This is a genomic window from Rhizobium sp. 18055, assembly GCF_902706285.1.
Taxonomy (GTDB): domain Bacteria; phylum Pseudomonadota; class Alphaproteobacteria; order Rhizobiales; family Rhizobiaceae; genus Rhizobium.
In genome coordinates, this window is the sequence record NZ_CACSKD010000027.1 from 15,950 (window position 1) to 29,440 (window position 13,491).

11 protein-coding genes are annotated in these 13,491 nt (G+C 62.2%); 10 read left to right on the forward strand and 1 reads right to left on the reverse strand.

Annotated elements, in window-relative coordinates; genetic code table 11:
* Positions 1 to 196: 196 nt before the first annotated feature.
* The 6 genes from GVL52_RS26810 (at position 197) to GVL52_RS26840 (ending at position 8,816) form a co-directional block, all read left to right on the forward strand.
* A complete protein-coding gene (locus tag GVL52_RS26810; protein ID WP_244619302.1) occupies positions 197 to 1,171 on the forward strand; it encodes a sensor histidine kinase in 975 nt (324 codons plus the stop codon).
* A 447-nt stretch (positions 1,172 to 1,618) separates the two neighbouring features.
* Positions 1,619 to 2,980, forward strand: coding sequence for an NAD(P)-dependent oxidoreductase (locus tag GVL52_RS26815; RefSeq protein ID WP_160012464.1), 1,362 nt, complete (start codon positions 1,619 to 1,621; stop codon positions 2,978 to 2,980).
* Between the two features lie 15 nt (positions 2,981 to 2,995).
* The gene (gene preA / locus GVL52_RS26820; protein WP_160012465.1) at positions 2,996 to 4,309 is read left to right on the forward strand and encodes an NAD-dependent dihydropyrimidine dehydrogenase subunit PreA; all 1,314 of its coding nucleotides are present in this window, start codon (positions 2,996 to 2,998) and stop codon (positions 4,307 to 4,309) included.
* Between the two features lie 173 nt (positions 4,310 to 4,482).
* Positions 4,483 to 4,659: a type II toxin-antitoxin system RelE/ParE family toxin gene (locus GVL52_RS31015; protein ID WP_244619303.1), complete on the forward strand. Its 177-nt coding sequence runs from the start codon at positions 4,483 to 4,485 to the stop codon at positions 4,657 to 4,659.
* Positions 4,660 to 4,899: 240 nt separating this feature from the next.
* Positions 4,900 to 5,958, forward strand: a complete 1,059-nt coding sequence (locus tag GVL52_RS26835) for a glycosyltransferase family 4 protein (RefSeq protein WP_160012467.1) — start codon at positions 4,900 to 4,902, stop codon at positions 5,956 to 5,958.
* A gap of 284 nt (positions 5,959 to 6,242) precedes the next feature.
* Entirely contained in the window at positions 6,243 to 8,816 is a 2,574-nt protein-coding gene (locus tag GVL52_RS26840) for an HWE histidine kinase domain-containing protein (protein ID WP_160012468.1), read from the forward strand.
* On the opposite strand, the gene GVL52_RS26845 is transcribed toward GVL52_RS26840, so the two are convergent.
* Positions 8,811 to 9,467 carry a TetR family transcriptional regulator C-terminal domain-containing protein gene (locus GVL52_RS26845; RefSeq protein ID WP_160012469.1) on the reverse strand — a complete coding sequence of 219 codons (657 nt, stop codon included), beginning with the start codon at positions 9,465 to 9,467 and terminating at the stop codon, positions 8,811 to 8,813. The two genes, GVL52_RS26840 and GVL52_RS26845, sit on opposite strands and share 6 nt — an antisense overlap.
* 301 nt (positions 9,468 to 9,768) lie before the next feature.
* Between GVL52_RS26845 and GVL52_RS26850 the strand changes: the two genes are divergently transcribed.
* The 4 genes from GVL52_RS26850 to hydA all read left to right on the forward strand — a co-directional run bounded on the left by GVL52_RS26850 (position 9,769) and on the right by hydA (position 13,392).
* Entirely contained in the window at positions 9,769 to 11,022 is a 1,254-nt protein-coding gene (locus GVL52_RS26850) for a Zn-dependent hydrolase (protein ID WP_160012470.1), read from the forward strand.
* 52 nt (positions 11,023 to 11,074) lie between these two features.
* The gene (locus GVL52_RS26855; protein WP_160012471.1) at positions 11,075 to 11,272 is read left to right on the forward strand and encodes a hypothetical protein; all 198 of its coding nucleotides are present in this window, start codon (positions 11,075 to 11,077) and stop codon (positions 11,270 to 11,272) included.
* Between the two features lie 84 nt (positions 11,273 to 11,356).
* Positions 11,357 to 11,941: an endonuclease domain-containing protein gene (locus tag GVL52_RS26860; RefSeq protein ID WP_160012472.1), complete on the forward strand. Its 585-nt coding sequence runs from the start codon at positions 11,357 to 11,359 to the stop codon at positions 11,939 to 11,941.
* Positions 11,938 to 13,392, forward strand: coding sequence for a dihydropyrimidinase (hydA, locus tag GVL52_RS26865; protein ID WP_160012473.1), 1,455 nt, complete (start codon positions 11,938 to 11,940; stop codon positions 13,390 to 13,392). Before GVL52_RS26860 ends, hydA begins: the two co-directional genes overlap by 4 nt.
* The last annotated feature ends 99 nt before the right edge of the window (positions 13,393 to 13,491 follow it).

Here is a 13,491-nt window from a genome sequence, read left to right on the forward strand (position 1 = left end):
CCATCAATCTGGAGCGCTCCCGTGCTGTTAAGCTTTTGTCTAGCGCTTGCCTCTAGAAAGAAGCGATCGGCGGACTGTGCCAGAAACTGGCAAGCCCGTGCTGATGGCTTTAACGGATCGAAGGAAAGGCGGCTGGGTGAATAGGACTGGACCATTGGCTGGCGCGCCCTTCGGAGTGGAAGGCAAAGAGCTGTTGATGGAGCGAGCGCTCGCCAGCGCAGGCATCGCTTTGGTCTACCAGAATACGGATCTCGGCATCATATACAGCGAGAACCTTCCGTCCCACTTCCAGAGCCTTTCAGTGCCAGGCAGCACCGACGCAGATATGTTCGGCGAAGCGCACGGCCAGAAACTCGAGGCGCTGAAGCGCGACGTCCTCGAAAGCGGAGCTGCCGCCAGCACTGAACTCGACATCGCCATAGACGGCGAGATGCGCACCTACGAGATCAAGGTCCAGCGCGTCAGCATCGGCCAGGACATCGGCCTGCTCTCCATCATCACCGAAATCACCGAGACCAGGCATCGCGAGAAGGTCCTGAAGTCTCTGCTTCGGGAGCTCTCGCACCGCTCCAAGAACCTGCTCGCCATCATCCAGGGCATCGCCACCCAGACCGCACGCAACACCCTGTCGCTCGACAGCTTCCTTGTGAAATTCCGCGGACGGCTTCAGTCTCTGTCCAATTCCCAGGATCTGATCACCGATAGCAGCTGGCGCGGCGCCTTCCTGTTCGAACTCACGCAGAAGCAGTTCGCACCCTACTGGCCCGAAACGGTCGGTCCTCTGCCGGTCACCGGCCTCAACGTGCATCTGACCCCGAACGCAGCCGTGCATGTCGGCCTTGCCCTGCATGAATTGATCGTCAACTCGGCAACCTTCGGCGCCATTGCCGGCGGCGCGCCCTCCGTGACGCTCGACTGCCAGGAGGCGATACTGGGAGACCGAAAGGCGATCAGCGTCTCCTGGGTCGAAACGCTGCCGAACGCCAACGAAACACACGAGTTCAGCGACAACAACTTCGGCCGCATCGTGCTGGAGCGCGTCGTGCCCTCGTCCGTCAACGGCAAGGCAGACCTTCACCTGACGCCCGGACGCATCGAGTATCACCTGCTGATTCCCGACACGGAATTCGAAATCCTGAAGCGCGCACCACAACAAGTCGGCAGTCGCTGAACGACTGGCCGAGACCGGCTTCAACTCTAATTTTGAGCCACCGCACATAGGAAAACAGCCAGTGCGAGGGCGGCGCACTGGCTGTTTCAACTCACCGGGAGGGGACCGTGAGTGTTGATCCGAATGGTGTTTTGGGGCGCGCATTTTTGGGTCGATGCGATCACCGTTCGGATATCCGTTAAACGGACCGCATCCAAAATAGTTCCCGCGCTCGCCGGAAAAGATGTACTTTTTTCAAATATCTTTTTGCAGGCAGCAAACGCGCGCCCGCCAGCACACTCGCCACCAGCTGACGATCGTCAATCATCCTCATGAAAATCTTTTTAAAACAAGTAGATAAAATCAATTAGAAGGAGATTATGCTCTAAACTTTTACCGTTTGATAAATTTTTTATCCTGAGTTACGCTTCGATCCACTGGCCGTTTACCTATAATGAGGGAACTTCAATGGAACGTCTGGACACTGGGATTCGTGCTGGCCGGCTTTCGCCCGCCGATTATGAGGATAATTTCTCCGACCTGCATCCGCGCCTCGACAAACACGAGGCCCTGGTCGCCTCCGACCGCTGCTATTTCTGTTACGACGCGCCGTGCATGACGGCCTGTCCCACCGCCATCGATATCCCGCTCTTCATCAGGCAGATTTCGACTGGCAACCCTCTTGGCTCCGCCAAGACCATCTTCGACCAGAACATTCTGGGCGGCATGTGCGCCCGCGTTTGTCCCACCGAAGAGCTCTGCGAAGAGGCCTGTGTACGCAACACGGCCGAGGAACGCCCCGTCGAGATCGGCCGCCTGCAGCGCTACGCGACAGACACCGCCATGCAGGCAGGCAAGCAGTTCTTCGCCCGCGCCGCATCGACGGGAAAGACCGTTGCCATCGTCGGTGCCGGCCCGGCCGGCCTTGCCGCAGCCCATCGTCTTGCCGTGAAAGGCCACGACGTCGTCATCTACGACGCCCGGCCCAAATCCGGCGGCCTCAACGAATACGGCATCGCCACCTACAAGACGGTCGACGACTTCGCCCAGAAGGAAGTCGATTACGTGCTTTCGATCGGCGGCATCGAGGTCAGGCACGACCAGCAGCTCGGCCGTGATATCGAGCTTTCCGATCTGCAAGGCCAATATGACGCCGTCTTCCTCGGCATCGGCCTTGCCGGTGTCAACGCGTTGCGCGTCGAGGGCGAAAACCTTGCCGGCGTCGATGATGCCGTCGATTTCATCGCCGGCCTTCGCCAGACGGACAGCAAAGAGACCATCGCCATCGGCCGCCGCGTCGTCGTGCTTGGCGGCGGCATGACCGCAATCGATGCTGCCGTCCAGGCCAAACTTCTCGGCGCCGAGGAGGTGACGATCTGCTATCGCCGCGGCAAGGAGCACATGAACGCCTCGACCTTCGAGCAGGATCTCGCCACCTCCAAGGGCGTCATCATCCGCCACTGGCTGGCGCCGAAAGCGATCGTCGCGCAGGACGGCAAGGTGGCGGGCATCGAGGTCGAATACACCCAGATCGTCGATGGTCGCCTGACGACCACGGGTGAGACCGGCGTGATCGCCGCCGACCAGATCTTCAAGGCGATCGGCCAGACCTTCGTCTCCACCGGCCTCGGCAGCCTGCGGCTCGAATCCGGCCGCATCGCGGTCGATCCTGAAGGCCGCACCTCGCTCGACGGCGTCTGGGCCGGCGGCGATTGCGTCTTCGGCGGCAACGACCTCACCGTCTCGGCCGTCGCCAATGGCCGCGATGCTGCTGAATCGATCAACCGCATGCTGTCTGCCGCCGCGCAGCCAGTCATTGCCGTCGCCTGAAGGGAAGCATGAACCATGGCTGATCTCCGCAACAATTTCGTCGGCATCAAATCCCCGAACCCGTTCTGGCTGGCCTCCGCGCCGCCGACCGACAAGGCCTACAACGTCGAGCGCGCCTTCAAGGCCGGCTGGGGCGGCGTCGTCTGGAAGACGCTCGGCGAACAGGGCCCGCCCGTCGTCAACGTCAACGGCCCGCGCTATGGCGCCATCTGGGGCGCCGACCGCCGCCTGCTCGGCCTCAACAACATCGAGCTGATCACCGACCGCGACCTCTACACCAACCTGCGCGAGATGAAGCAGGTGAAGATGAACTGGCCGGACCGCGCTTTGATCGCCTCGATCATGGTCCCCTGCGAGGAAGAAAGCTGGAAGGCGATCCTGCCGCTGGTCGAGGAAACCGGCGCCGACGGCATCGAACTCAACTTCGGCTGTCCGCACGGAATGTCGGAGCGCGGCATGGGTGCTGCGGTCGGACAGGTGCCGGAATATATCGAAATGGTCGTGCGCTGGTGCAAGCAGTACACCCGCATGCCCGTCATCACCAAGCTGACGCCGAACATCACCGACGTCCGCAAACCCGCCCGCGCCGCCAAATCCGGCGGCACCGATGCGGTGTCGCTGATCAACACCATCAACTCGATCACCTCGGTCAATCTCGACACCTTCGCGCCCGAGCCCTCGATCGACGGACGCGGCAGCCATGGCGGCTATTGCGGCCCGGCGGTCAAGCCGATTGCGCTCAACATGGTGGCCGAGATCGCCCGCGATCCGGAAACCTACGGCCTGCCGATCTCCGGCATCGGCGGCATCACCACCTGGCGCGATGCGGCGGAATTCCTGGTGCTCGGCGCCGGCAACGTGCAGGTCTGCACCGCGGCGATGACCTATGGCTTCAAGATCGTCCAGGAGATGATCACGGGACTGTCCGACTGGATGGACGCCAAGGGCCACCGCAGCCTCGACGACATCACCGGCCGCGCCGTGCCGAATGTGTCGGACTGGCAGTATCTCAACCTCAACTACATCGCCAAGGCGAAGATCGACCAGGACGCCTGCATCAAATGCGGCCGCTGCCACATCGCCTGCGAGGACACCTCGCACCAGGCGATCACCCAGTTCGTCGATGGCGTCAGGCATTTCGAGGTGATGGAAGACGAATGCGTCGGCTGCAACCTCTGCGTCAACGTCTGTCCCGTCGAGAACTGCATCACCATGGAAGAACTCCCTCCCGGCAGCCTCGATCGCCGCACCGGCAAGATCGTCGATCCGAACTACGCCAACTGGACGACGCACCCGAACAACCCGATGGCGGTACAGGCCGCGGAGTAAGCATCGTCCACTATGCCGGAAACGTATCCCGTAAAGAGACACTTTACGGGATACGGCTTTGTGCTGATATGTCCTTATGAGAATAGGGAGCGTCCTCCACAAGGGGCTTCGCCGCTTCGTCATTGACGACGCATCCGGCTTGCAGCCCGCCGTCGTGCCCAAAACTGCGCCGCATGGTCTCGTTTCTGCAGGATATGCTCACAGAAGACGAGTTGCGAACGGTGCCGAGTTGGAAAGCCCACCAACTGACCGGTGATCGCAAGGGAACATGGAGCCTGTTCGTCACCAAGAACTGGCGGCTGACATTCCGGATTGACGTCCAACCCTACCGGGCTGGCTCGCTGGGTTAGAACGCACCGCCCCCTCGCCGTTTCATCGCTCCGTCAATACCAGCCGCACGCCCCGAACGACCGCCTGTAGCCGCTCGGGCTGGTGCCAAGCCGCTTGCGGCAATGATGCCACGACATCGCCAGCGTCCCGAAGCCGCAACGACAAGGCGCTCCACCACGGGCCGGATGCACCGAAGGGGGAGATTGAATTTTCACCGCCAGCGATCATAGTCGCTGCGCTGAGAAAAGGTGGCCTCCCGCATGACCCGTCACATCGTCGCCATCGGCCCGCTGCCGCCGCCGCTCCACGGCCTTTCGCTGGCGACATCGGCGATGGCGGCACTGCTTGCCGACGGCAACACCGTGATCCTGCAGAACCTTTCCCCGCCCGCAAGCGGTTGGCGGCTCTGGCGTCACCCGGCCAAATGCGCAAGCGTTATCAGCGCCTGCATCAGGCTGCTCCGCGAGCGCCGCCATCCCGAAAAGGCCTGCTACCTCGCCTGCGATGGCGGCTTTGGCCAGTTCTACACCCTGCTGCTGGTGATATCGTCGAGACTGCTGGCCTACCCCACCTATCTCCACCACCACAGCTTCCGCTATATCGACAGGCGAAGCATCGTCATGCGCAGCATCCTCGCGTTGTCCGGCCCCGGCCTCACACATATCTTCCTGTGCGAGATCATGCGCGACCGGTTCACCGACGCCTATCGAAGACGCCTGCGCAGCGCCGTCATCTCCAATGCCGCCTTGGTGCCGCCGCAAGCCGAAACCGAGGTCGATCGAGCCCGACCATTGACGATAGGCATGCTCAGCAATCTCAGCCGCGCCAAGGGGTTGGAGACCTTCATCACCCTTTTCAGGCAGGCACGAGCCCAAGGCTTGCCGCTTCACGCCATCCTCGCCGGTCCCGCCGCCGATGGAAGGGACCGCGCCACCATCGACGCGGCCATCAGGGAATTCGCCGGCGCGCTCGAATATCGAGGCGCCGTCCTCGGTGATGACAAGGCGAACGTCTACGCCGATATCGACGTCTTCATCTTCCCCACCATCTATGTCAACGAGGCACAGCCGCTCGTCATCTTCGAGACCAAGGCATCGGGAAACGCCGTCATCGCCTATGATCGCGGCTGCATCCGCAGGCAGCTCGACGAAACCGATCTGCTCGTCCCGGCCACTGGCGAATTCGTCGAGATGGCCATCGCCTGGTTATCGGAAATCCCCCCAGATGATCCGCGAGGACAGCGAAGACGTAGAGTGAGACTTGAGTATGAATTCAGGCATGCAAAGGCGCGAGAACGGGTGAAGTCATTGATGCCGTGAAATTTCTTGGCGAGTGGCGCTGGAAATCCCGACAGTTTGACGCATATTTTCAATCCTGAACATAAGCTTGCGCCATCTATCGTAACCGAGAATTGGAAGTTCGAAAGCATGCCCCTTCGCAGCGCGCCTCGCGCCAAGACCAGCGATTGCCACGCAGCGGCAGACGTCCTCTTCATTGACCTTGGTGCGAGCAGCCCGCTCGGCCGCGGGCGAAATCTTTCCACCACGGCCATTGTGGCGCCACGCGGTGCGGGACCGGGCCGGGCGTGGGAGCGTGGCATATCGTGAGCGAAGACTTCGGCAAGGTTGATCTGACCAATTGTGACCGCGAACCGATCCATCGGCTCGGCGCCATCCAGCCCTTCGGCTTCCTGCTCGTCGTTTCCTCGGACTGGCTTGTGGCACGCGCCTCCACCAACCTCGAAAAATTCGTCGGCGTCTCCTGCGAGGAGATCATCGGCCAGCCGGTCTCGCGCATCATCAGCGCCAAGACCATGCACACGCTGCGCAACCGGCTGAGCGTCATGCGCGGCCCCGATGTGGTCGAGCGGCTGTTCGGCGTCGAGCTCTCTGACGGTGGCCCACTGTTCGACGTGGCCGTCCACATGAGCGACGAACAGGTGGTGATCGAAGCCGAGCCTTCGCAGGAAGGGGTAGCCGGTGGTTCCCCGGTATCGATCCGCAGCATGATGGCCCGCCTTGACCATGCGGAGACAATGGAAGCCTTTTACCGCGAGGGCGCCCGGCAGGCCCGTGCACTGACGGGCTTTGATCGCGTCATGGTCTATCGCTTCGATGAAAGCGGCGCTGGCGAAGTGGTGGCGGAAGCGGCCCGCGCCGGCATCGGCTCGTTCCTTGGCCTGCACTACCCGGCCTCCGACATTCCTGTTCAGGCCCGCGCACTTTACACCCGCAACCTGTTCCGCATCATCGCCGATATCGACGCCGTCAACGTGCCGCTGATGCCCGAGATCGATGCCAACGGCCGCTCGCTCGATCTGTCGATGTCGATCCTGCGCTCGGTGTCGCCGATCCATATCGAATATCTGAAGAACATGGGCGTCGGCGCCTCGCTGTCGATTTCTATCGTCGTCGATGGCAAGCTCTGGGGGCTGTTTGCCTGCCACCACTATTCCGCCCGCCTGCCCTCCTTCGAGCGCCGCACCACCGCCGAGCTGTTCGGGCAGATGTTTGCCTCGCGGCTGGAAAGCCGCGAGCGCCGCCTGGCGCTGGAATTCGAAACCAAGGCGCGACAGATCGCCGATCGCCTGCTGACCTCCGTTGCCGACAATGCCAGCCTGCTCGACGATCCCTCCTGGCTGATCGATGCGCTGGCCGACGCCATCCCCGCCGACGGTATCGGCGTCTGCATCAACGGTCGCTCCGCATTGAACGGCCTGACGCCATCGCATGGCCAGTTCGCCGAACTTGTCCGCATCCTCAACCGCAATTCCGCCGGCCGCGTGTTTTCCACCGACAGCATCGTCGAGACCTGGCCAGGTGTCGTGCCGGGCGATATCGTCGCCGGGCTGATCGCCATCCCGATCTCCCGCTCGCCGCGTGACTACGTGGTGCTGTTCCGCCAGGAGATCGTCCGCTCGGTCCGCTGGGCCGGAGACCCCCACAAGCCGGTGGAATATGGCCCGAACGGCCCGCGGCTGACGCCGCGCAAGAGCTTCGAGACGTGGTCGGAGCTGGTGCGCCATCATTCGCACCCCTTCTCGTCCGCCGAGCGCCGGGTCGCCGAAACCATCCGCGTCACGCTGATCGAGGTCGTCCTGCGCCTGACCGACGAAGCCAACGCTGTGCGCCAGCAGGCCAACGAGCGGCAGGAGGTGCTGATCGCCGAACTGAACCACCGCGTCCGCAACATCCTCAGCCTGATCAGCGGCCTGATCCGCCAGTCGCGCGGCACCACCGACAGCACCGACGAGTTCATCGGCCATCTCGAAGGCCGGGTGCAGGCGCTGTCGCGCGCCCATGACCAGATCACCCGCGATCACTGGGCACCCGCCCCGTTGCGCGCACTTCTGCACGCAGAGGCCGCTGCCTACCTCGGCAAGAGCGCCGCCCGCATTATCATGAACGGCCCGGAAGTGTTGCTCGCCCCACAGGCCTTCTCGATCGCCGCGCTGGTATTCCACGAACTGGTCACCAACAGCGCAAAATACGGCAGCCTCTGCGACAGCGGCACCGTCGCCGTCGATTGGGTGAAGGACGATCACGGCAACCTCGTCATCGATTGGCGCGAAAGTGACGGCCCGCCGGTCAGTCAGCCGACCCGCCAGGGCTTCGGCACCACGATCATCCGCCGCTCGATCCCCTATGAACTCGGCGGCAAGGCAGAGGTTCGCTACGAACCCGCGGGCCTGCAGGCGTATTTTTCCATTCCGGCGAAATTCGCGACCTTTGCCGAAGGCGCTCTATCGCTGGTCCCTGAACATGCAACGCTATCGGCAAACGCCGCGCTGGAAACCATCGAGGACAAGCCGCTTGATGGCCTCGATATTCTGCTGGTCGAAGACAACCTGATCATTGCCATGGATGGCGAGGACATCTTCCTGCAGCTGGGCGCCCGCCATGTGGCGCTGGCCCCAAACGTGTCGCAGGCACTGGCAGCCATCGAAAGCCGGCACTTCGACCTTGCGGTGCTGGACGTCCATCTCGGGGAAGAAACCAGTATCCCGGTTGCCGAAAGGCTGGCCGCCAAGGGAACGCCGCTGATCCTCGCCACAGGCTACGGCGAAGGCGTATCGCAGTCCTACGGCCCGCTCGGCGCCAATCTGCTGCAGAAGCCCTATACGATCGAAAGCATCGCCAACGCCCTAGCCCGCATCGTCCCGATCGTCAGATCATGATTCTGACTGTGGCGCGTGGCCCTTCAGCCCATTGATGAACAACTGTTCGAGGAAGCGCGCCGCATCCTCGAACCGCCCCTCGCCGGCCTTGCCCTGGCCAAGCACGGCACGCACCTGCACGTCGAAGTCGGCATAGTGCTGCGTCGTCGACCAGATCGAGAAGATCAGGTGGTAGGGATCGCACTTGGCAATCTTGCCAGCCTTCGCCCAGACCCTGATCACCTCGGCCTTCTCATCGACCAGTTCCTTCAGTGGCCCCTTCAGCTCGTCTTCGATGTGCGGCGCGCCCTGCAGCACCTCGTTGGCAAACAACCGGCTCTCGCGCGGAAAATCGCGCGCCATTTCCAGCTTGCGCCTGATGTAGCTGCGGATCTCGTTCTCCGGATTGCCCTCGGCGTCGAAAGCCCGCAAGGGCTCGAGCCAAGTAAACAGCACCCGGTCGATCAGCGAGCGGTGCATCGCCTCCTTGGTGCGAAAGTAATAGAGCAGGTTCGGTTTCGACATGCCCGCCACCTCGGCGATCTGGTCGATGGTCGAGCCCCTGAAGCCGCTGACGGCAAACACGTCGAGCGCCGCTTCCAGGATCTGCTCTTCCTTCTCTTCCTGAATGCGCGTGCGGCGCTGCGTTTTCGCGGCTCTCGGTATGGCCATGGGCGTGTTTTTTCTCTTTCAAATTCAACCGTATCACTCAAGTTTTGGCGACGGGGCCAACCCGCCGTAAAAATGAGCATCTGCACCTAATTTTGTCTGTATTTTTCCTGATTTTCGCCTTGAGCCCGACGCCGGAAGTTGTAATGTTTACCAGTCGGTCAAATTATCCGTCAGAAGCAAAACAAAGGCAACTGACGATTTTCCAGCGCTAATAAAACAAACAAAAGCGCTCGAAACTGACCAAGGGAACAAGCGGCCATGCGCTTTGCATGGATCGCAAAAACTGGTGAGGAATACGGATATGGTGGCAGCACCAGGCGAGAACATGCGCGTCAACGCGGACCGTCTCTGGGACAGTCTGATGGATATGGCAAAGATCGGCCCCGGGATCGCCGGCGGCAACAACCGCCAGACGCTCACCGACGCCGACGCAGAGGGGCGAAGCCTCTTCAAGACATGGTGCGACGAGGCCGGCATGACCATGGGCGTCGACCAGATGGGCACGATGTTCGCCACCCGTCCCGGCACCGATCCGCAGGCGCTGCCCGTCTACATCGGCTCGCACCTCGACACCCAGCCGACCGGCGGCAAGTATGACGGCGTGCTCGGCGTGCTTGCAGCACTTGAGGTTGTGCGCACCATGAACGACCTCGGCATCAGGACGAAGCACCCTGTTGTTGTCACCAACTGGGCCAACGAGGAAGGCGCCCGTTTTGCGCCCGCCATGCTCGCCTCCGGTGTCTTCGCCGGCGTCCATTCGCTCGACTACGCCTATGAGCGCAAGGACCCCGAGGGCAAAACCTATGGCGACGAGCTGAAGCGCATCGGCTGGCTCGGCGAGGAACAGGTCGGTGCCCGCAAGATGCACGCCTACTTCGAATATCACATCGAGCAGGGCCCGATTCTCGAAGCCGAGGACAAGCAGATTGGCGTCGTCACCCACTGCCAGGGCCTGTGGTGGCTGGAATTCACCCTCACCGGCCGCGAAGCCCACACCGGCTCGACCCCGATGAACCTGCGCGTAAACGCGGGTCTCGCCATGTCGCGCATCGTCGAGATGGTCCAGGGCGTCGCCATGAGCGAACAGCCGGGCGCCGTTGGCGGCGTCGGCCAGGTGTTCTTCTCGCCCAACTCCCGCAACGTCCTCCCCGGCAAGGTCGTCTTCACCGTCGATATCCGCACCCCAAGCCAGGACAAGCTCGACCGCATGCGCGCCAAGATCGAGCAGGAAGCCGAAGTGATCTGCGCCGAGCTCGGCGTTGGCTACGCGGTCGAAGCCGTCGGCCATTTCGACCCGGTGACCTTCGACCCGAAACTGGTGGAATCCGTCCGCAACGCCGCCGAACGCCTCGGCTACAGCCACATGAACATCATCTCCGGCGCCGGCCACGACGCCTGCTGGGCCGCCAAGGTGGCACCCGCAACCATGATCATGTGCCCCTGCGTCGGCGGCCTCAGCCACAACGAGGCCGAGGAGATCTCAAAGGACTGGGCCTCGGCCGGTGCGGACGTGCTGTTCCATGCGGTGGTCGAGACGGCGGAGATTGTGGCGTGAGCCAATTGCTCGTATATTCCACGGCTCAGTTCCTGCCAACGGAGGCTGGCGCATGTCGATCGACAACCTCGTGCTTGAGCATCTGCGTGCCATCCGTGGCACTGTTGAAAGGCTTTCTGACGACATGCAGGAGGTCAAGCAGCGCCTCGGCATACTCGAACATCAATATGCCAGCATCTCGACGCGGCTTGATCGGCTGGACGACCGTGTCCTGCGTATCGAGAAGCGGCTGGAACTCGTCGAAGCGTAGCTCCGTTCATCGGCAGATAAGTGGAAATCATCCAGTTCGTCGATTAGTTCCCAGCACCAATTTCGCCGCGGGGAGCGCCGGATAATGGCAATTTCAGCACGCGTGGCCCCCTCATCCGCCCTACGGGCACCTTCTCCCCGAGGGGAGAAGGGAGGATTGGCGACGCTGGCTGCTTTTCCCTTCTCCCCACCGGGGAGAAGGTGGCCCGAAGGGTCGGATGAGGGGGCGCCGCGGATGCCGAAGGACGATGTCACCAAACGCCATTCAGGCAAGACTGCCTTTGCCAGACATCTTCGACAAAACGAGACTGAAGAAGAGTATAACCTCTGGAGCGACCTACGCGCGCGTCGTCTGAACGGCTTCAAGTTTGCCCGGCAAATTCCCCTGGGGCCTTACATCGTCGATTTCGTCTGCCGCGAAAAGCAGCTCATCGTCGAGATCGACGGTTTCCACCATGCCGAAAACCGCGATGACATGAAGCGGACGGCTTGGCTGAATGCGCAGGACTATTCCGTGCTGAGGTTCTGGAACCACGATATTTCCCGGGCGCGCATGTCCGTGCTGGAAACAATCCTCGCGGCGCTGAACGGCAAGCTTGAAGCGGACCCGGCCTCAGGCTTCTATTCGCCAGCCGTACCTATAAAAAACAAGAGGGAACTCCACCAATGAGCACAGTCATCAAGAACGGCACCGTCGTCACCGCCGACCTGACCTACAAGGCGGACGTGAAGGTCGATGGCGGCAAGATCGTCGAGATCGGTCCGAACCTCTCGGGCACCGAAACGCTGGATGCCTCGGGTTGCTATATCATGCCGGGGGGGATCGATCCGCACACCCACCTCGAAATGCCGTTCATGGGCACCTATTCCGCCGACGATTTCGACAGCGGCACGCGTGCGGCGGTGGCCGGCGGCACGACGATGGTGGTCGATTTCGCCCTTCCCGCGCCCGGCCAGTCGCTGCTCGAAGCGCTGACCATGTGGGACAACAAGTCCACCCGCGCCAATTGCGACTATTCCTTTCACATGGCGATCACCTGGTGGAGCGAGCAGGTCTTCAACGAGATGAAGACCATCGTCGAGGACAAGGGCATCAACACCTTCAAGCACTTCATGGCCTACAAGGGCTCGCTGATGGTCAATGACGACGAGATGTTCGCCTCGTTCCAGCGCTGCGCCGAGCTTGGCGCCCTGCCGCTGGTGCACGCCGAAAACGGCGATATCGTCGCCTCGATGTCATCAAAGCTGCTCGCCGAAGGCAATAACGGCCCCGAGGCCCACGCCTATTCCCGCCCCGCAGAAGTCGAGGGCGAAGCCACCAACCGCGCCATCATGATCGCCGACATGGCCGGCTGCCCCGTCTATATCGTCCACACCTCCTGCGAACAGGCCCACGAAGCCATCCGCCGCGCCCGCCAGAAGGGCATCCGCGCCTATGGCGAACCGCTGATCCAGCACCTGACGCTGGATGAGAGCGAATATTTCGACAAGGACTGGGACCACGCCGCCCGCCGCGTCATGTCGCCGCCGTTCCGCAACAAGCAGCATCAGGACAGTCTCTGGGCCGGCCTCGCCTCCGGTTCGCTGCAGGTGGTCGCCACCGACCATTGCGCCTTCACCACCGACCAGAAGCGCTTCGGGGTCGGCGATTTCACCAAGATCCCCAACGGCACCGGCGGCCTGCAGGACCGCCTGCCGATGCTCTGGACCCACGGCGTCAATACCGGCCGCCTGACGATGAACGAGTTCGTCGCCGTCACCTCGACGAACATTGCCAAGATCCTCAACATCTACCCGCGCAAGGGCGCCATCCTGGTTGGCGCCGATGCCGACCTGGTGGTCTGGGACCCGAAGCGCTCGAAGACCATCTCGGCCAAGAGCCAGCAATCGGCGATCGACTACAACGTCTTCGAGGGCAAGCAGGTCACCGGCCTGCCGCGCTTCACGCTGAGCCGCGGCGTTGTGGTGGTCGAGGAAGACACGATGAAGACCCGCGAGGGCCACGGTGAGTTCGTGAAACGCGAGCCCGTCACCGCGGTCGCCAAGGCGCTCTCGACCTGGAAGGAGATCACCGCTCCCCGCAAGGTCGAGCGCTCGGGCATTCCGGCAAGCGGGGTCTGATCGCAACCCATGCCGATGCCGCGCAAGGCTAATCTGATCCACCAGTCACACGGGACGCCGCCGCAAGCGGCGAACTCGGCCCCGCACCCCTTGCTCCCC

Coding starts and splice junctions, on each gene's coding strand:
- GVL52_RS26810 (WP_244619302.1), top strand. CDS start 197: ATGGAGCGAGCGCTCGCCAGCGCAGGCATCGCTTTGGTCTACCAGAAT.
- GVL52_RS26815 (WP_160012464.1), top strand. CDS start 1,619: ATGGAACGTCTGGACACTGGGATTCGTGCTGGCCGGCTTTCGCCCGCC.
- preA (WP_160012465.1), top strand. CDS start 2,996: ATGGCTGATCTCCGCAACAATTTCGTCGGCATCAAATCCCCGAACCCG.
- GVL52_RS31015 (WP_244619303.1), top strand. CDS start 4,483: ATGGTCTCGTTTCTGCAGGATATGCTCACAGAAGACGAGTTGCGAACG.
- GVL52_RS26835 (WP_160012467.1), top strand. CDS start 4,900: ATGACCCGTCACATCGTCGCCATCGGCCCGCTGCCGCCGCCGCTCCAC.
- GVL52_RS26845 (WP_160012469.1), bottom strand. CDS start 9,467: ATGGCCATACCGAGAGCCGCGAAAACGCAGCGCCGCACGCGCATTCAG.
- GVL52_RS26850 (WP_160012470.1), top strand. CDS start 9,769: ATGGTGGCAGCACCAGGCGAGAACATGCGCGTCAACGCGGACCGTCTC.
- GVL52_RS26855 (WP_160012471.1), top strand. CDS start 11,075: ATGTCGATCGACAACCTCGTGCTTGAGCATCTGCGTGCCATCCGTGGC.
- GVL52_RS26860 (WP_160012472.1), top strand. CDS start 11,357: ATGGCAATTTCAGCACGCGTGGCCCCCTCATCCGCCCTACGGGCACCT.
- hydA (WP_160012473.1), top strand. CDS start 11,938: ATGAGCACAGTCATCAAGAACGGCACCGTCGTCACCGCCGACCTGACC.